This is a genomic window from Ensifer sp. SL37, assembly GCF_026672675.1.
Taxonomy (GTDB): Bacteria; Pseudomonadota; Alphaproteobacteria; order Rhizobiales; family Rhizobiaceae; genus Ensifer; species Ensifer adhaerens.
In genome coordinates, this window is the sequence record NZ_JAPPRN010000006.1 from 2,370,021 (window position 1) to 2,386,433 (window position 16,413).

Consider the following 16,413-nt stretch of genomic DNA (forward strand, 5'->3'; position numbering starts at 1 on the left):
ATGCCCTACAAGATGTCGCGCGCGGCCTATGCCAACATGTTCGGCCCGACGGTCGGCGACAAGGTGCGGCTCGCTGATACCGAACTTTTCGTCGAGGTGGAGAAGGACTTCACGACCTATGGCGAGGAGGTGAAGTTCGGTGGCGGCAAGGTCATTCGCGACGGCATGGGGCAGAGTCAGGCGACACGCGCCGAGGGCGCCGTCGACACCGTCATCACCAATGCGCTGATCGTCGATCACTGGGGCATCGTCAAAGCGGATATCGGCCTCAAGGACGGACGCATCGCCGGCATCGGCAAGGCCGGCAACCCGGACACGCAGCCGGGCGTCACCGTCATCGTCGGTCCCGGCACGGAGGTCATCGCGGGCGAAGGCAAGATCATCACCGCGGGCGGCATGGACAGCCACATTCATTACATCTGCCCGCAACAGATCGAGGAAGCGCTGGTGAGCGGGCTTACGACCATGCTTGGAGGCGGCGCCGGGCCGGGCCATGGCACGCTCGCCACCACCTGCACCTCCGGTCCCTGGCATCTCGCCCGCATGATCGAGGCGGCCGATGGCTTCCCGATGAACATCGCCTTTGCCGGCAAGGGCAATGCGTCGCGGCCGGGCGCGCTGGTGGAAATGGTGCTCGCTGGCGCCACCTCGCTGAAATTGCATGAGGACTGGGGCTCGACGCCGGCGGCGATCGATTGCTGCCTCGGTGTCGCCGACGAATACGATGTGCAGGTGATGATCCATACGGACACCTTGAACGAGAGCGGCTTCGTCGAGGATACGATCGCGGCGATCAAGGGCCGCACCATCCATGCCTTCCACACGGAAGGGGCCGGCGGCGGCCATGCGCCCGACATCATCAAGATCTGCGGCCAGCCGAACGTCATTCCGTCCTCGACCAACCCGACGCGGCCCTACACCAAGAATACGCTTGCCGAGCATCTGGACATGCTGATGGTCTGCCATCACCTGTCGCCGTCGATCCCCGAGGACATCGCCTTTGCCGAGAGCCGCATCCGCAAGGAGACGATCGCCGCCGAGGACATCCTGCATGATATCGGCGCCTTCTCGATCATCTCGTCGGACAGCCAGGCCATGGGCCGCGTCGGCGAAGTGGCGATCCGCACCTGGCAGACCGCCGACAAGATGAAGCGTCAGCGCGGGCCGCTGTCGCAGGAAACCGGCGACAACGACAATTTCCGGGTGAAGCGCTATATCGCCAAATACACGATCAATCCGGCGATCGCCCACGGCCTCAGCCATGAGATCGGCTCCATCGAGGTCGGCAAGCGCGCCGATCTCGTCCTCTGGAACCCAGCCTTCTTCGGTGTGAAGCCCGACTTCGTGCTTCTCGGCGGCTCGATCGCGATGGCACCCATGGGCGATCCGAATGCCTCCATCCCGACGCCGCAGCCGGTGCACTACCGGCCGATGTTTGCCGCCTACGGCAAGAACCGCACGAGTTCGTCTGTAACCTTCGTGTCGCAGGCCTCGCTCGACGCCGGCCTTGCCGCCAAGCTCGGCGTTGCCAAGCAGCTTGTGGCGGTCCGCAACACCCGTGGCGGCATCGGCAAGGCATCGATGATCCACAACAACCTGCTGCCGCATATCGAAGTCGATCCGGAGACCTATGAGGTGCGCGCCGACGGTGAGCTTCTGACCTGCGAGCCGGCGACGGTCGTGCCGATGGCACAGCGCTATTTCCTGTTCTGAACAAGCAGGGACAGGGAATGAAGCGTGGCCTGAAATGGGCTTTCTTCGGCCTACTGGCGGCGATACTTGCCATCGTTGCCGGAACCTTGCTGCCGCGGCCGCTCCTGCCGGTTTCCGCCTCTGCGGCGGGAGCAGGGGGCACGCGCATCCTTCTGCTTTCCGGCCCGATCCACACGGACATCGCCATACCTCTGACGGACGAGATTCGAGCGCGGTTCGGCTTTGTCGAGGCGGCCGGCGTGCCGCTTGCGCATCCGCAGGCTGAATGGCTGATCTTTGGCTGGGGCGGGCGGTCCTTCTATCTGGAAACGCCGACCTGGTCTGAGCTGAAGCCCGGGCCCGTGTTCAAGGCGCTGACCGTCGATCGCTCGGTGATGCATGTGGATATCGCCGGTCGGATCGTCGAGCCGCAGGCTGCCGTCACCGGCTTCGAGCTGGACGAAGCGGGATACGATCGGCTGCTCGGCTTTATTGCCGAAAGCTTCACCCGCGAGGCCGGAGCTGTCGTTTCGATCGAGGGTTTTTCCTACAACGGCAACGACCGCTTCTTCGAGGCCGGAGGCAGCTTCAACGCGCTTTTCGGCTGCAACACATGGACGGCGCGGGCGTTGCGTGAGGCGGGCTTGCGAACGGGCCTGTGGAACCCGGTCCCGCCAAGCCTCGGGTTGTCGCTGCGGCTCCATAATTGAGCAAGGATTGGCAGGCAGTGATTGGCAGGCAGCAGCCATGCGGCCACCGCATGGCTGCCATGCTCGCATGTGAATTGGGGCCTTTCGTGCTGCGTCGCAGCGCAATATCCGATAGGAAGACGGCCGACCTTCCTCGGTTGCCAGCAATCCTCCCAAGACCTGCCGACCGAGAGCTGCGCCAGAGCGGTTTGCGGTTCTCCGCATGTATCCCGCTCTAACTTACAAGAGACGATCACGTTCATGATTTTGGTCGAACCGATCCCAAATCATCGTGGTCCAAAGGAGATGACGATGCTTGGCAGAAAAGTACCCGCTGTAACGTTCCGCACCCGCGTTCGCGACGAGGCCGTTGGCGGCTCGAACCCGTTCCGCTGGGAGGACGTGTCCTCCGACGATTACTTCGCAGGCAAGCGCGTCGTGCTGTTCTCGCTGCCGGGCGCGTTTACGCCGACCTGCTCGACCTTCCAGCTGCCCGATTTCGAAAAGCTGACGGCCGATTTCCGCGCTGAGGGCGTTGACGAAATCTACTGCATCTCGGTCAACGACGCTTTCGTCATGAACGCCTGGGGCAAGTCCCAGAGCCTCGAAAACGTCAAGCTGATCCCGGACGGTTCGGGTGAGTTCACCCGCAAGATGGGCATGCTCGTCGCCAAGGACAATCTCGGCTTCGGCATGCGCTCCTGGCGCTACGCTGCCGTCGTCAACAACGGCGTTGTCGAGCAGTGGTTCGAGGAAGAAGGCTATTCCGACAACTGCGACAGCGACCCCTATGGCGTTTCCTCGCCGCAGAACATTCTGGAGACGCTGAAGTCCCAGAAGCTTGCCGCCTGATGGCAGCCTATCGTTCCTGATTGGAAAGAGCCCGAAGATCGGATCCGGTCTTCGGGCTTTTTCTTGCGCGGTACAGCCGCCGCAAGCGCCTGAAAAGCCGCACCCGCCGCTGGCGCCAGGGCTTTTTCTTGCTAAAGTAGCCGGCAGAAAAGATATCGAGGGTTCAATGGTTTACATTATCGCCTACCTGACCGCACACCCCGGCAAGGGGGATGAGGTAGTGTCGCTCGCAGCACCGCTGATCGAGGCCACCCGGCGCGAGGCCGGCTGCATCACCTATGATCTCTACCGCAAGCCGGCCGAGCCCGACGCGCTGGTTTTTGTCGAAACCTGGAAGGACAAGGCAGCCGTCGACGCGCATTTCGAGGAACCACATCTGAAGGCCTTTCAGGCGGCGATGGCCGACCTGCTCGTCGAGGCGCGCCTCGAGCTCGTGACGCCGGAAAAGGTCGAGGTTCTCTGACGATGCCCTATCGTTCGACAGAGGTTCTCTCGCCGGGGCCGGCCGATATTGCGCCGCTTCATAGCGTGACATTGACGCACGACGCGCGGCATCTGCGCCGCAAGTTGCTGCATCTCGAAAACGACGATGTGGTGATGCTGGATCTCAAGGAAGCGGTTATGCTTGCCGATGGCGACCTCCTGGTGCTCGAAGGCGGCGGCCATATCCGCATCGCTGCCGCGCCCGAGGCGCTCTACGAGATCCGCCCGCGCGACGCGATGCATCTGATCGAGCTTGCCTGGCATCTCGGCAATCGCCACCTGCCGGCACAGTTCGAAGAGAGCCGCATCCTGATTGCCCGCGATCCGGTGATCCGCCAGATGCTCGAAGGCCTGGGCGCGGCGGTGAACGAGGTTTCGCTGCCTTTCCATCCGCTGCGCGGCGCCTACCATGCCGGCGGCCACAATCATGGCCATAATCATCACCACCATGGCTGAGCGGGTCGACACGCAAGCGCTGCTTCGCCTCGTGACATGGATGTCGCCGGCCTTTCCGGTCGGCGCGTTTTCCTATTCCAGCGGGCTTGAGCAGGCGGTTCACGACCGTCTGGTGAGCGACGCCGGCGAGCTTCGCAACTGGCTGGAGGCGGTCATCTCTCTGGGCTACGGCTGGAACGATGCGCTGCTTCTGACCGAGAGCTATCGCGCCGTGAACGACCATGCCCGGCTGGCTGCGGCGGCAGAGCTTGCCGAAGCCCTGGCGGGAGGCCGCGAGCGCCATATGGAAACGATGCTGCAGGGCCAGGCGTTTCTGGCAGCGGCGCGCTCGTGGCCGCATCCGGTTCTCGATGCGCTGCCTGAGAGTGTCGCCTATCCGGTCGCAGTCGGTGCCGTCGCCGGCGCTCATGAAACGGGCCTCGAGCCGGCGCTTGCCGCCTATCTCAACGCCTCGGTCTCGAACGCCGTCTCGGTGGCGATCCGTTGCGGCGTGACCGGCCAGCGCGATGGCGTCGGCATCATTGCAGCACTCGAACCGGTCATCGCGGCGACAGCCGTCAAGGCCGCCGGCGCCTCGCTCGACGATCTCGGCTCGGCCACGATGACAGCGGATATTTCGTCGCTCAGACACGAGAGCCTGCATTCGCGGCTCTTCCGTTCGTAACTCATAGAACTGCGCAATTTCGGACGGAAACTGTCTCACGCTTCCCTGGAATTGCTTCCACCTTGAAAGGACATCCAGATGGCATCGAAGAACGGTCCCCTTCGCGTCGGCATCGGCGGGCCGGTGGGCTCGGGCAAGACGGCGCTGACCGACAAGCTCTGCAAGGCGATGCGGGAGAAGTACTCCGTCGCCGTCGTCACCAACGATATCTACACCAAGGAAGATGCCGAGGCGTTGGTGCGCATGCAGGCGCTGCCCTCCGATCGCATCGTCGGGGTGGAGACCGGTGGATGCCCGCATACGGCGATCCGCGAGGACGCCACGATCAATCTGCAGGCGATCGCCGATCTCAACCGCCGCATCCCCGATCTCGATGTCGTCTTCATCGAATCCGGCGGTGACAATCTTGCGGCGACCTTTTCGCCTGATCTCGCTGACCTGACGATCTATGTCATCTCGGTCTGCCAGGGCGAGGAAATCCCGCGCAAGGGCGGGCCGGGCATCACCAAATCGGACCTTCTGGTCATCAACAAGAAGGATCTGGCGCCCTATGTCGGGGCCGATCTCGACGTGATGCAGCGGGATGCGACGCGCATGCGGGCGGAAAAGCCCTTCGTCTTTACCGACATGAAGCGCGGCGACGGCATCAACCGGATCGTCGATTTCCTGACGCTGCACGGCGGCCTCTGACGCCGTCCGCTTTTGTTGCTCCTGGCGCCTGAACCTTCGTCAGCGCGTCAGAAGCGCTCCAGCGCCTGCCGGTCATGGATCTCGATGACGCGGCCCTTGACGGTGACGCCGGAGCGGCGAAGGGCCGAGAAGGCGCGAGACAGTGCCTCGGGCGCCAGGCCCAACTTGCCGGCCAGCACATTCTTCTGGAAGGGCAGGCGGAAGGAAAAGTTGGTGATGCCATCGGGGCAATTGCCGAGGATATAGCTCGCGACCCGCTGCGGTGCCGTGAGCAGCCGGTCTTCGGCCAGGCAATCCTCCGCCATTTGCGCGTGCCGGCACAAAAGCTGCATCAGTGCGTCGGCGATCTCGGGCGTCTGTTCGGCCAGCTTGCGAAGCCTGCGGCTGTCGATGCGCGCAAGCATCGTCGTCTCGATCGCCTGGGCGTTGGCGGTGGCGCGGTTGCCAAGGAACATGGCGCTTTCGCCGAACAGTTCGCCTTTCGGGAAGACGGCGATATCCGCCTCGCGCCCGTCCTTGCCCAGCCGGTAGAGCCGCACCAGACCGGAGAGGACCAAGAAGACTTGATCCAGTGCCTCGCCCTGGCCAAAGAGGATGTCGTGCTCCTCGTGTGTGGAAACCACGACATCATCGAGAATGGCGCTCGACGCCGCCGCCGGCAGCTTTTCGAAAAAGCAGGAGCCGAGCAGCACTGCCCTGTCGTTCGAGTTCAATCGCAACGTCTTCATCGTACCCGTCCTGAGTAAAATCCAGTGCTAGGGTAGAGGGCTTTGCAGATCTTGGTTTGACCTCGATCAAATAGAAATCACAAAAAGCCCGCGCTTGCAGGGCGCGGGCTTGCTTTAGAATTGTGGCCGCCCCGGGCGGAGAGCCTCTTCGGCGATGACCTACTCGGCAGCGAGCGCCGGGTGGTTGATGACCTTGCCGCCGGACCGTCCCTTGGTCTGGTCCGTTTCCAGCGTCTTCAGCCGGTCCTCCAGGCCTTCGATCGTCTTGCCTTGCTCGTGCACCAGATCCGTGAGGGCCTCGCGGTCGAGCGGCAGGTTTTCCTCGTCCTTCTTGCCGACGAAGCGGCCGAAGATGCGGGCGAGCAGTCGCGAGAGGTCGTCCATGATCAGGAAGAACGACGGCACGATCACGAGGCTTAACACCGTCGAGACGATGATGCCGCCGATCACGGCGATCGCCATCGGGGCGCGGAACGAACCGCCTTCGCCGACGCCGAGTGCGGAGGGCAGCATGCCCGCCGACATGGCGATCGAGGTCATGATGATCGGGCGGGCGCGCTTGCGGCCGGCCTCGATCATGGCGACCTGCCGGTCCATGCCGTGATGCATCATCTCGATACCGAAGTCGACGAGCAGGATGGCGTTCTTCGTGACGATACCCATCAGCATCAGGATGCCGATCAGAACCGGCATGGATAGCGCGTTCTGTGTCAGGATCAGCGCGGCCGCCACGCCGCCGATTGCGAGCGGCAGCGAGAACAAGATGGTGAAGGGCTGGATCACGTCCTTGAACAAGAGGATCAGCACCACCAGCACCAGCATCAGGCCGAGCAGCATGGCGTTGCCGAAGCTCTGCTGCATTTCCGCCTGCACCTCGGCGTCGCCGCTTTCGAGGAACTGCACGGACTTCGGCAGATCGGCCTGGCCGGCGATCTGCTTGAAGCGCTCCGAGGCGGTGTTGAGCGCGACGCCGACCGGGAGGTCCGCGCCGAGCGATACGACGCGGTTGCGATCGTAGCGCTTGATCGAGCTCGGGCCTTCCGAATAGTTGATGTCGGCAACGCTCGACAGCGGCACGGTGGCGCCGGCGGCGGTCGTGATCTTCAGATTGCGGATCGCGGCGATATCCGTGCGGAAGTCGCGGTTGATCTGCACGCGGATCGGGATCAGCCGCCCGTCGAGGGCAATCTTGGTCAGCGCCGCGTCGATATCGCCGATGGTGGCGACACGGATCACCTCGGAGATCTGCGCGGTGGTGATGCCGAGGCGCGACATCTGCTCGTCCCGCGGACGGATCTGCAGTTCCGGACGGGGAAGGGCGCCATCCGGGCTGACATTGGCCAGCAACGAGTCGCTCCTCAACTTGCCTTCCAGCGTCGCCACCGCCTGGTCGAGATCGGCCTCGTTGTTGGAGAGCAGGTTGAAGGAGAGGTCGCGCTCACCGCGGTCGTTGAGCTTGATCACCCGCACATCCGGAATGTCACGGACGCGAGCGAAGATTTCCTTCTCGATCTGCGACTGCGGGATGATGCGGCCGGCAGGCGGCATCTTCGGCAGGTACGCGCCGATCACCGGCGTGCGGCCGATGACGTCATTGACGATCTTGTTGACGAGCGACTGGTCGAGCTTCTTGAGAAGCACCGTCACCGTCGCGCGGCGCAGTTCCAGGTCGCCCTTCGGCGAGGCACCGCCGAGTACGAAGATGTTGTCGACGCCTTCGATATCCTTGATCCGATCGTAGATCTCGGTGGTGGTGCGGTCCGTGTCCTCGAGCATGGCGTCCGGCGGCAGCTCGATCGACAGGCTGACGCGCGAGGCGTCTTCCGGCGGCAGGAAGCTGCCGGGCACGAAGAGGACGAGCGCGAAGACAGACCCGACCGAGAAGACGATTGCCGCAAGCAGCGTCAGGTAGCGGGTGTACCAGTGCTTCGTCGTGGCGACCACGAGGCGCGTATAGTTGCGCATCATGAAGCCGTCCCGGTCATGATGATCACTGCCGGCGTCCGACGGGCGCATCAGATAGGCGGCCATGACCGGCGTGATCAGACGCGCGACGAGCAGCGAGAAGAATACCGCCACGGCGACCGTCAGACCGAACTGGATGAAGTACTGGCCAGGAATGCCCGGCATGAAGGATACGGGCACGAAGACCGCGATGATGGTGAAGGTCGTCGCGATAACGGCAAGGCCGATCTCGTCCGCCGCTTCGATCGAGGCGCGATAGGGCGATTTGCCCATATGGATGTGCCGCTCGATGTTCTCGATCTCGACGATCGCATCGTCGACGAGAATACCGGTTGCGAGCGTCATCGCCAGGAAGCTGACGAGGTTCAGCGAGAAGCCGAGCAGGTCCATGACCCAAAAGGTCGGGATCGCCGATAGCGGCAGGGCCACGGCGGAAATCAGCGTTGCCCGCCAGTTGCGCAGGAAGAGCATGACGACGATGACGGCAAGCAGCGCGCCTTCCATCAGCGTGTGCAGCGCCGCCTCGTAGTTGCCGTAGGTGAAGTAGACGGAATCGTCGACCATCTCGATGGTGACGTCGGGGTTGGCCGCGCGGATCTTTTCGAGCGACTTGGCGACCGTCTCGGCAACGCTGACTTCCGAGGCGCCCTTCGCCCGGAAGACCGCGAAGGTCACGCCGGGGTTGCCGTTGAAGCGCGAGAAGGAACGCGGTTCCTCATAGGTATCGGTGACCGTGCCGAGATCGGACAGGCGCACGAAGCGGCCGCTCGGCACCGAGATCATCGTGTTGGCGAGCTGCTCGACATTGCGGGTATCGCCCAGCGTACGGATAGCCTGTTCGCTGCCGCCGACCTGACCACGGCCGGAGCCGAGGTCCATGTTCATGCGGCGCAGCTGGCCGTTGACGTCGGCGGCGGTGATGCCGAGCGAATTCAGCTTGTCTTCGTTGAGTTCGACCCGGACTTCGCGGTCGGCGCCGCCGTAACGGTCGACGCGGCCGATGCCCTTCTTGCCCTGGATCTCACGCTTGATGACGTCGTCGACGAACCAGGAGAGTTCTTCGAGCGACATGCCCGGCGCGGAAACGGAGAAGGTCTGGATCGCCTGGCCTTCGACGTCGACCTTGGAGACGATCGGTTCTTCGATCGAGGTCGGCAGGTCGCTGCGGATGCGGTCGATCGCGTCCTTGACGTCCTGCACCGCCTGTGCCGTAGGCACTTCCATGCGGAAAATGACGGCGGTGGTCGAGGTACCGTCGTTGATCGTCGACTGGATATGATCGACGCCGGTGACGCTTGCGACCGCGTCCTCGACTTCCTTGGTGACCTGGGTTTCGAGCTCGGCCGGAGAGGCGCCGCTCTGCGTCACGTTGATCGAGACGATCGGGACGTCAATGTTGGGGAAGCGGGTGATCGGCAACGACACGAAGGACTGGTAGCCCAGCACCATCAGGACGACGAAGAAGAGGATCGGAGCGATCGGATTGCGTATGGACCAGGCTGAGAAGTTCATGGTCACGGTTCCTGTCAGTTGGTCGCTGATGCGGCGGACTTGACGGGGTTGATGCGGTCACCGTCGCGGACATAGGCGCCGGCTCTCGCTACCACTTCCTCCCCGGCCTTAAGGCCCTCGAGGACTTCGATGAACTTGCCGTCGGAAATCCCTGTCTTGACCGGCAGGATGCGGATGACGCCGTTTTCGACCTTGCGAACGATGGTGCGGCCGTTCTCATTGGTAACGGCCGTTTGCGGCAGGACCACCGTCTGCTTCTGTTCGGCGGTGATCAGCGCGCTCGCATACATGCCGGCGCGTGCCTTCTCGGTGTCCATCAGGCTGATGAAGACGGTGCCGAGGCGGCTGACGGGATCAACCGTCGGAGCGATCAGGCGGATCTTGCCTTCGACCTTGGTGTTGCCGCCGGCAAGCGTCACGACGGCCGGCTGGCCGACAGCGAGCTTGATGATATCGGCTTCGGCGACATCGGCTTTCATCTCGATGGCACCGTCGCGGATCATGGCGAAGAGCGGGTCGCTGTTACCGGTGGCGATCGCGCCGACCTTGGCATTCTTGGCCGAGATGACACCTGCGACCGGTGCCTTGACCTCGGTTCGGGCGAGGCGCAGGTCGATGTCGTCGATTTGCGCTTCAGCGACCTTGATGTCGGCACTCGCCACGGCAACGGCCTGTTCGGCCGAAAGCACGCGGGCATGCGTCGCGATCGCGAGCGCCCGGACGCGATCGGCCTCGGCCGTCGAGACGGTGCCGTTCTTGGAGAGTTCGGCCGCACGGTCGCTGACGCGCTTGGCCTCGTCGTTGTTAGCCTTGGTTTCGCTGAGCTGGGCGTTCAACTGGGCAAGCCCGGCCTCGGCCTTGGCAAGCGAGGCTTCGAGTTCGCTTTTTTGCAGGCGAAGCGCGTCGTCGTTGAGGACCACGAGAACACTGCCGGCTTCAACCGTGTCGCCGACATCGACATTGAGCGTGCGGATGGAGAGGCCGTCGACCATCGGGGCGACATAGACCTGCTCGACGGCCTGGATGGTGCCGGTCGCAACCACCCGGTCGCTGATCGACTGGTCGACCGCCGTCGTCACGACGATGGAGGGCAAGCTCGGTGCTGGTTTCGGTTGCGCTGCTTCCTCCGCCCGGGCGAAGGAAAGCGAACCAAGGGTCATCGCAGCGCACACGCTGAGGACAGGCAATACTTTTTGAGCCATCGGCTTCACAGTCCCGGCAATGGAAACAATATCGAGCGGATCTCCGCTTGATGCAGGATCCACGGGCAATCAGGCTATTTTACCGCACCGCCACAAGGTCCCGGCAAAGTGCTCGAGAACAGGAGATGGCGTATTCCTCACTTCGCGCTCCGCGTGCACGGTATCAGACCGTAGACGCGGGCGGAACTGGGACCGGTTACCGCAGGCAAGGCACTGGAAAAAAGACTTCCTCCGTCATGCCTGCCTCCAACAAACATCGTGGCCTATGTAATCTCGGCCTTTGACGCTTACAAGGGTGCACGAAGCGATGGTGCCTCAATATTCCGTTCGTTCTGCGGTTATGGTTGCGATCTTGACACGATCTTGACAATGGCAAGCAAAGGTAGCGCCGTTGTTCGCCGGATTACCACCCCCACGCCCGGTACCCGGCAGCAGCTTGGCGGATGCGAACGACCGCTAATAAAACGGAAGAGGGCCGCACGATACTGAGCCGTGCGACCCTCTTTTGCGTTGCGGAGACCGGCCTATTTCAGCGCGGCGTCGGTGATCTCATGTGTCCAGGCGCCCTCGGGCTCCTTGGAAATCACGGGATCGGAACCACCCGAAAGCAGCGACTGCACGGTGCGTTTGTAGTCTGCTTCGTCGAGCGAGCCGTTGGAGCCGGCGGTGAGCTTTGCCACTTCGCTCATCATGCGCTTCTGGTGCTTCTCGGTCTGGGCGCCGGTGGAATCGTTTTCAAGAACGATATCGGCGGCCTCGTCCGGGTTCTGCTCGGCATATTTCCAGCCCTTCATCGAGGCGCGGACGAACTTGACCATCTTGTCCTTGAAGGCGGGATCCTTGAGTTTGTCCTCAAGTACGTACAGGCCGTCTTCGAGCGTCGCTACGCCCTGGTCTTCATACTTGAAGGTCACCAGGTCGTCCGTCTTGATGCCGGCATCGATGACCTGCCAGTACTCGTTATAGGTCATGGTGGAGATGCAGGCGGCCTGCTTCTGGATCAGCGGGTCGACGTTGAAGCCCTGTTTCAGGACGGTCACGCCGTTCGGGCCGCCGTCGGTCGGGATCTTCAGGTGCGCCATCCAGGAGAGGAACGGATACTCGTTGCCGAAGAACCACACGCCAAGCGTCTGACCCTTGAACTTGTCCGGGCTGGTGACGCCGGTTTCCTTCAGGCAGGTCAGCATCATGCCGGATTTCTTGAACGGCTGGGCAATGTTGACGAGCGGCACGCCCTTTTCGCGGGTGGCAAGGGCCGACGGCATCCAGTCGACGATAACGTCGGCGCCGCCGCCGGCGATCACCTGGGCCGGGGCGATGTCCGGACCGCCGGGCTTGATGTCGACGTCGAGGCCTTCTTCTTCGTAGAAGCCCTTGTCCTTGGCGACGTAGTAGCCGGCAAACTGCGCCTGGGTCACCCACTTCAGCTGCAGCGTCACCTTTTCGGCAGCTTCAGCCTGGAACGCTGCGAGCGAAAAGACGCCTGCGGCGAGAAGCGATGCAAGTCTTTTGTTCATGTCAGTTCCCTCTTGTTTTTACTTCGTTTTATTTAAGTTCTTCAAGCAGGCTCAGGCGCGCCCTCCGCGAATGGAGGGATGCCAGAAGGTGACGGCGCGCTCGATGAGTGCGACCACGCCGTAGAAGGCGGAACCGGCGACCGCCGCAACGGCGATCTCGGCCCAGACCATGTCGACATTCATGCGTCCCACTTCCGTGGAAATCCGGAACCCCATGCCGACGATGGGGGTCCCGAAGAACTCGGCGACGATGGCACCGATCAGCGCCAGCGTCGAATTGATCTTTAGCGCGGTGAAGATGAACGGCCAGGCGGCCGGCAGGCGTAATTTGACCAGCGTCTGCCACCAGGAGGCGGCGTAGGTGCGCATCAGGTCGCGTTCCATGTGGCTGGCGGCGGCAAGGCCGGCAACCGTGTTCACCAGCATCGGGAAGAAGGTCATGATGACGACGACGGCGACCTTCGACTGCCAGTCGAAGCCGAACCACATGACCATGATCGGGGCTACCCCGATGACGGGAAGGGCCGAGACGAAATTGCCGAGTGGCAGAAGGCCTTTCTGCAGGAAGGGCGAACGGTCGATCAGGATCGCAACGGCGAAGCCGAGGCCGCAGCCGAGCGCATAGCCGATCAACACTGCCTTCAGGAAGGTCTGGCGGAAATCGGCGCCGAGCGTCGGCAGCGAATTGATCAGCTTTTGCCAGATCATCGAGGGTGCCGGCAAAAGCACGGAGGGGACCTGGAAGCCGCGGACGATGCCTTCCCAGAGAACCAGGATGGTGATGCCGAAGATCACCGGTACGGCGAAGCGGGCGGCGCTGTTTGCGGCCGCGCTCTGGAAGTTCTGGCGCACCAGCCATTCGTTGAAGGCCCAGGCGGTGAGCCAGAAGATGATCGCGGCGGCAAGGACGGGAAGGTTCATGGCTTGGCTCCCATGCGCTTCAGGACGGCGGTGTGGGCAAAGCCGACGATCATGACGAGAACGGCCGCAAGGGCTGCCGCCATGAAGAGAGCGGCCCAGATCTGCACCGTCTGGCCATAATAGGAGCCGGCCAGCAGCCGGGCACCAAGACCTGCGACCGCACCGGTCGGCAATTCGCCGACGATGGCGCCGACCAGCGAGATGGCGACGGCAACCTTCAGCGAGGTGAAGAGGTAGGGCATCGACGACGGCCAGCGCAGCTTCCAGAAGGTCTGCGACGGGGAGGCATTGTAGGTGTGCATGAGGTCGAGCTGGATCGTCTCCGGGCTGCGCAGGCCCTTCACCATGCCGACGACGACCGGGAAGAAGGAGAGATAGGTCGAGATCAGTGCCTTCGGCAAAAGTCCGGAAATGCCGATGGCGTTCAAGACGACGATGATCATCGGCGCAATCGCGAGGATCGGGATCGTCTGGCTGGCGATGACCCAGGGCATCAGCGAGCGGTCCATGGCGCGGTTGTGGACGATGCCGACTGCCAGGAGGATGCCGAGGGCGGCGCCGATGCCGAAGCCGAGAAGGGTTGCCGAGAGCGTGATCCAGGCGTGGTAGACGAGGCTGCGCTTCGAGGTGATTGCCTTGTTGAAGGTGGTGTCCCAGATCTCGGCGATCACCTGGTGCGGTGCCGGCAGTACCGGACGTTCCTGCGCCATGGTGTTGCGCACGATCTCAGAGAAGCTGATCTCGGTGCCGGCGCGGGCTGCCGTATCACGCTCGAAGGGGGCGTTGAGGAAGACGACCGCGACATACCAGATGGCGATCAGCAGCAGGACGACGGTGCCGACCGGCACCAACTTGTCCCTGAAGAAACTTGGTTCCTGCATCGTCACGCCTTTCCGCTTGCGGGGAACAACATCAGGCCCATTGCGACGATGCCGAGAAGCACGCCGGCGGCCTGCGTGAGGCTCAATCGTTCGCCGAACACGGTGAAGGCGATGACATTGACCATAACGAGCTGCACGATCGCCGACAGCGAGATTGCCAGGCCGAGGCCGCCCTCGCGCATGAGCTTCACCATGATGATGTTGCCGATCACGTAGAGCCCGAGTGCGAGCAAGAGCATGCCGAGGTGGTTGTTGGAGACATAGGCGCGCGAGGCGGTGGCGCCGCCAAGGAAGATCGTCGTCGCCAAGAGCATCCAGAGGCCGAAGGCAAGGTTCATGCCCGCACCTCTCTGCCGCGCCAGCGATAGAGGATATCCGGCAGCTGCTCCTCGTTGTCGCCGTCGGTCCGCCGCACAGCCTCGAAGCCCTGGTGCTCGTAGAAGCGCTGGGCATCACGATTGTGTTCGAAGGTCCATAGGCTCAATTCATCCGGTGACATCGCCTTGGCGGTGTCGATCAGCCGGGCGCCAATGCCTGCGCCACGATGCCACTCATCGATGTAAAGCGCGGTGACGTGGTGGTCGTCAGAGAGGGAAAGGAAGCCGGCGATCTCGCCGTCGTCCTCTGCCAAGAGCACGATGCGTTCGGCAAAGACGGTCTCGGCATAATAGCGTTCGACATCGGCATGCTCGTGCACCCGCGGCATCCAGGCCGTCGCGTCGATCCAGCGGTTGAGAATGCCGGCGCAGGCGGCCATGTCGGTCTGTTCGGCCCGGCGGATGCCGATGCTATTCGTCATAGCTGTGTCCCGCGCGCAGGCCTTCGCGGACGCGATGGGCGATTTCGAGGAACTCGGGCGTTTCGCGAATGCCGAGCGGCCGTTCGCGCGGCAGCGGCGATTCGATCACATCGGTGACGCGGCCGGGGCGGGGGCTCATCACCACGATCTTGGTGGAGAGGTAGACAGCTTCAGGGATCGAATGGGTGACGAAGCAGATCGTCTTGTTGGTGCGGGCCCAGAGCTTCAAGAGCTGTTCGTTGAGGTGGTCGCGAACGATCTCGTCGAGCGCGCCGAAGGGCTCGTCCATCAGAAGCAGGTCGGCATCAAACGCCAGTGCGCGGGCGATGGAGGCGCGCTGCTGCATACCACCGGAGAGCTGCCAGGGATATTTCTTGCCGAAGCCGGAGAGGTTGACGAGGTCGAGCGTGCGCTCGATGCGGGCCTTCTTCTCTTCCTTCGAATAGCCCATGATCTCAAGCGGCAGAGCGATGTTGTTTTCGATGGTGCGCCAGGGATAGAGCGCTGCGGCCTGGAAGACGTAGCCATAGGCGCGCTTGTTGCGCGCTTGCTCAGGCGTCATGCCGTTGACGCTGATCGTGCCGGAGGTCGCTTTTTCCAGATCGGCGATCACGCGCAAGAAGGTCGTCTTGCCGCAGCCGGACGGACCGATGAAGGAAACGAAGTCACCCTTGGCGACATCCAGGTTGACGCCGGTCAGTGCATGCACCGGGCCATCGGCGGTTTCGAAAGTCAGGCAGAGGTCCCGGGCCGAAACCACGGATGCGGTATTGGACGTCATCGGCGAATACTCATTCTGGCTGGTCTGTGTCAGACTGCTATCCGGACCGGCAACATGCAATCGCGGATTTGGGTGCGAAGCCGTTTGTTGCTGGTTTTTCAGGGAATTCTGGAGAACGCTCATGTCTCGATCATCCAATCCGGGCTGTCGCGTGGTTCGTCCTGAAGGCGCCGTGGCCGGCCAGCAGGGGCTCAACTATTTCGAGGGCATTGCAGCGGAGACCGTCGGGGCAACCGGGCTCTGCATGCACATCGTCACGATCCCGCCCGGTGCGCGCGCCAAGGCGCATCTGCACGAGAGCCACGAGACGGCGATCTACGTGCTTTCCGGGGAGGCCTGGACCTGGTTTGGCGAGAGGCTTGAGGAGCACATCGTCGCTAGGGCCGGTGAGATGGTCTACATCCCCGCCGGCATGCCGCATCTGCCGGAGAACCGCTCGAACGCGCCCTGTTCGGCCGTCATCGCGCGCACAGACCCGAACCAGCGCGAAAGCCTCGTGCTGCTGCCCGAGCTCGATCAGCTCGTGCCCGCCTGACGGCTCCCAGGCCGAAACGCCCCGCCAAGGTGGCGGGGCATGTCCG

17 protein-coding genes are annotated in these 16,413 nt (G+C 63.0%); 8 read left to right on the forward strand and 9 right to left on the reverse strand.

The features are described 5' to 3' along the window. The 7 genes from ureC (at nucleotide 1) to ureG (ending at nucleotide 5,526) form a co-directional block, all read left to right on the forward strand. Nucleotides 1–1,713, forward strand: a complete 1,713-nt coding sequence (gene ureC, locus OVA00_RS23520; protein ID WP_268089693.1) for an urease subunit alpha — start codon at nucleotides 1–3, stop codon at nucleotides 1,711–1,713. A gap of 17 nt (nucleotides 1,714–1,730) precedes the next feature. Next, complete coding sequence (locus tag OVA00_RS23525; RefSeq protein ID WP_060582410.1) at nucleotides 1,731–2,402, forward strand: TIGR02117 family protein; 672 nt, start codon at nucleotides 1,731–1,733, stop codon at nucleotides 2,400–2,402. A gap of 291 nt (nucleotides 2,403–2,693) precedes the next feature. Further along, a complete protein-coding gene (locus OVA00_RS23530) occupies nucleotides 2,694–3,233 on the forward strand; it encodes a peroxiredoxin (protein WP_034794163.1) in 540 nt (179 codons plus the stop codon). 166 nt (nucleotides 3,234–3,399) lie between these two features. After that, nucleotides 3,400–3,696 (forward strand): putative quinol monooxygenase, encoded by a 297-nt coding sequence (locus OVA00_RS23535; protein WP_034794161.1) that lies wholly within the window; start codon nucleotides 3,400–3,402, stop codon nucleotides 3,694–3,696. A 2-nt stretch (nucleotides 3,697–3,698) separates the two neighbouring features. Beyond that, complete coding sequence (gene ureE, locus OVA00_RS23540) at nucleotides 3,699–4,172, forward strand: urease accessory protein UreE (protein ID WP_060582411.1); 474 nt, start codon at nucleotides 3,699–3,701, stop codon at nucleotides 4,170–4,172. Then, nucleotides 4,165–4,836 (forward strand): urease accessory protein UreF, encoded by a 672-nt coding sequence (locus OVA00_RS23545; RefSeq protein ID WP_060582412.1) that lies wholly within the window; start codon nucleotides 4,165–4,167, stop codon nucleotides 4,834–4,836. The genes ureE and OVA00_RS23545 overlap by 8 nt, the downstream gene beginning before the upstream one ends. A 78-nt stretch (nucleotides 4,837–4,914) precedes the next feature. Beyond that, nucleotides 4,915–5,526, forward strand: a complete 612-nt coding sequence (gene ureG, locus OVA00_RS23550; protein WP_034794155.1) for an urease accessory protein UreG — start codon at nucleotides 4,915–4,917, stop codon at nucleotides 5,524–5,526. A gap of 47 nt (nucleotides 5,527–5,573) precedes the next feature. Here ureG and OVA00_RS23555 read toward each other — a convergent pair whose 3' ends face one another. The 9 genes from OVA00_RS23555 to OVA00_RS23595 form a co-directional block, all read right to left on the reverse strand. Beyond that, complete coding sequence (locus OVA00_RS23555; RefSeq protein WP_034794150.1) at nucleotides 5,574–6,254, reverse strand: Crp/Fnr family transcriptional regulator; 681 nt, start codon at nucleotides 6,252–6,254, stop codon at nucleotides 5,574–5,576. 159 nt (nucleotides 6,255–6,413) lie between these two features. Beyond that, complete coding sequence (locus OVA00_RS23560; protein WP_034794149.1) at nucleotides 6,414–9,731, reverse strand: efflux RND transporter permease subunit; 3,318 nt, start codon at nucleotides 9,729–9,731, stop codon at nucleotides 6,414–6,416. Nucleotides 9,732–9,745: 14 nt separating this feature from the next. Continuing rightward, entirely contained in the window at nucleotides 9,746–10,933 is a 1,188-nt protein-coding gene (locus tag OVA00_RS23565) for an efflux RND transporter periplasmic adaptor subunit (protein WP_034794147.1), read from the reverse strand. Nucleotides 10,934–11,457: 524 nt separating this feature from the next. Next, complete coding sequence (locus OVA00_RS23570; protein WP_034794145.1) at nucleotides 11,458–12,450, reverse strand: ABC transporter substrate-binding protein; 993 nt, start codon at nucleotides 12,448–12,450, stop codon at nucleotides 11,458–11,460. A gap of 51 nt (nucleotides 12,451–12,501) precedes the next feature. Continuing rightward, nucleotides 12,502–13,371, reverse strand: a complete 870-nt coding sequence (locus OVA00_RS23575; protein ID WP_089045639.1) for an ABC transporter permease — start codon at nucleotides 13,369–13,371, stop codon at nucleotides 12,502–12,504. After that, nucleotides 13,368–14,252: an ABC transporter permease gene (locus OVA00_RS23580; RefSeq protein ID WP_034794141.1), complete on the reverse strand. Its 885-nt coding sequence runs from the start codon at nucleotides 14,250–14,252 to the stop codon at nucleotides 13,368–13,370. Before OVA00_RS23580 ends, OVA00_RS23575 begins: the two co-directional genes overlap by 4 nt. Nucleotides 14,253–14,254: 2 nt before the next feature. Continuing rightward, nucleotides 14,255–14,590 (reverse strand): membrane protein, encoded by a 336-nt coding sequence (locus OVA00_RS23585; protein ID WP_034794138.1) that lies wholly within the window; start codon nucleotides 14,588–14,590, stop codon nucleotides 14,255–14,257. Then, entirely contained in the window at nucleotides 14,587–15,051 is a 465-nt protein-coding gene (locus tag OVA00_RS23590; RefSeq protein ID WP_060518919.1) for a GNAT family N-acetyltransferase, read from the reverse strand. The genes OVA00_RS23585 and OVA00_RS23590 overlap by 4 nt, the downstream gene beginning before the upstream one ends. Then, nucleotides 15,041–15,832 (reverse strand): ABC transporter ATP-binding protein, encoded by a 792-nt coding sequence (locus OVA00_RS23595; protein WP_034794266.1) that lies wholly within the window; start codon nucleotides 15,830–15,832, stop codon nucleotides 15,041–15,043. Before OVA00_RS23595 ends, OVA00_RS23590 begins: the two co-directional genes overlap by 11 nt. Before the next feature lie 121 nt (nucleotides 15,833–15,953). Between OVA00_RS23595 and OVA00_RS23600 the strand changes: the two genes are divergently transcribed. Continuing rightward, nucleotides 15,954–16,367 carry a cupin domain-containing protein gene (locus tag OVA00_RS23600; protein WP_112975181.1) on the forward strand — a complete coding sequence of 138 codons (414 nt, stop codon included), beginning with the start codon at nucleotides 15,954–15,956 and terminating at the stop codon, nucleotides 16,365–16,367. The last annotated feature ends 46 nt before the right edge of the window (nucleotides 16,368–16,413 follow it).

Coding starts and splice junctions, on each gene's coding strand:
- ureC (WP_268089693.1), top strand. CDS start 1: ATGCCCTACAAGATGTCGCGCGCGGCCTATGCCAACATGTTCGGCCCG.
- OVA00_RS23570 (WP_034794145.1), bottom strand. CDS start 12,450: ATGAACAAAAGACTTGCATCGCTTCTCGCCGCAGGCGTCTTTTCGCTC.
- ureG (WP_034794155.1), top strand. CDS start 4,915: ATGGCATCGAAGAACGGTCCCCTTCGCGTCGGCATCGGCGGGCCGGTG.
- OVA00_RS23590 (WP_060518919.1), bottom strand. CDS start 15,051: ATGACGAATAGCATCGGCATCCGCCGGGCCGAACAGACCGACATGGCC.
- OVA00_RS23595 (WP_034794266.1), bottom strand. CDS start 15,832: ATGACGTCCAATACCGCATCCGTGGTTTCGGCCCGGGACCTCTGCCTG.
- OVA00_RS23530 (WP_034794163.1), top strand. CDS start 2,694: ATGCTTGGCAGAAAAGTACCCGCTGTAACGTTCCGCACCCGCGTTCGC.
- OVA00_RS23600 (WP_112975181.1), top strand. CDS start 15,954: ATGTCTCGATCATCCAATCCGGGCTGTCGCGTGGTTCGTCCTGAAGGC.
- OVA00_RS23535 (WP_034794161.1), top strand. CDS start 3,400: ATGGTTTACATTATCGCCTACCTGACCGCACACCCCGGCAAGGGGGAT.
- OVA00_RS23545 (WP_060582412.1), top strand. CDS start 4,165: ATGGCTGAGCGGGTCGACACGCAAGCGCTGCTTCGCCTCGTGACATGG.
- OVA00_RS23555 (WP_034794150.1), bottom strand. CDS start 6,254: ATGAAGACGTTGCGATTGAACTCGAACGACAGGGCAGTGCTGCTCGGC.
- ureE (WP_060582411.1), top strand. CDS start 3,699: ATGCCCTATCGTTCGACAGAGGTTCTCTCGCCGGGGCCGGCCGATATT.
- OVA00_RS23525 (WP_060582410.1), top strand. CDS start 1,731: ATGAAGCGTGGCCTGAAATGGGCTTTCTTCGGCCTACTGGCGGCGATA.
- OVA00_RS23585 (WP_034794138.1), bottom strand. CDS start 14,590: ATGAACCTTGCCTTCGGCCTCTGGATGCTCTTGGCGACGACGATCTTC.
- OVA00_RS23575 (WP_089045639.1), bottom strand. CDS start 13,371: ATGAACCTTCCCGTCCTTGCCGCCGCGATCATCTTCTGGCTCACCGCC.
- OVA00_RS23560 (WP_034794149.1), bottom strand. CDS start 9,731: ATGAACTTCTCAGCCTGGTCCATACGCAATCCGATCGCTCCGATCCTC.
- OVA00_RS23565 (WP_034794147.1), bottom strand. CDS start 10,933: ATGGCTCAAAAAGTATTGCCTGTCCTCAGCGTGTGCGCTGCGATGACC.
- OVA00_RS23580 (WP_034794141.1), bottom strand. CDS start 14,252: ATGCAGGAACCAAGTTTCTTCAGGGACAAGTTGGTGCCGGTCGGCACC.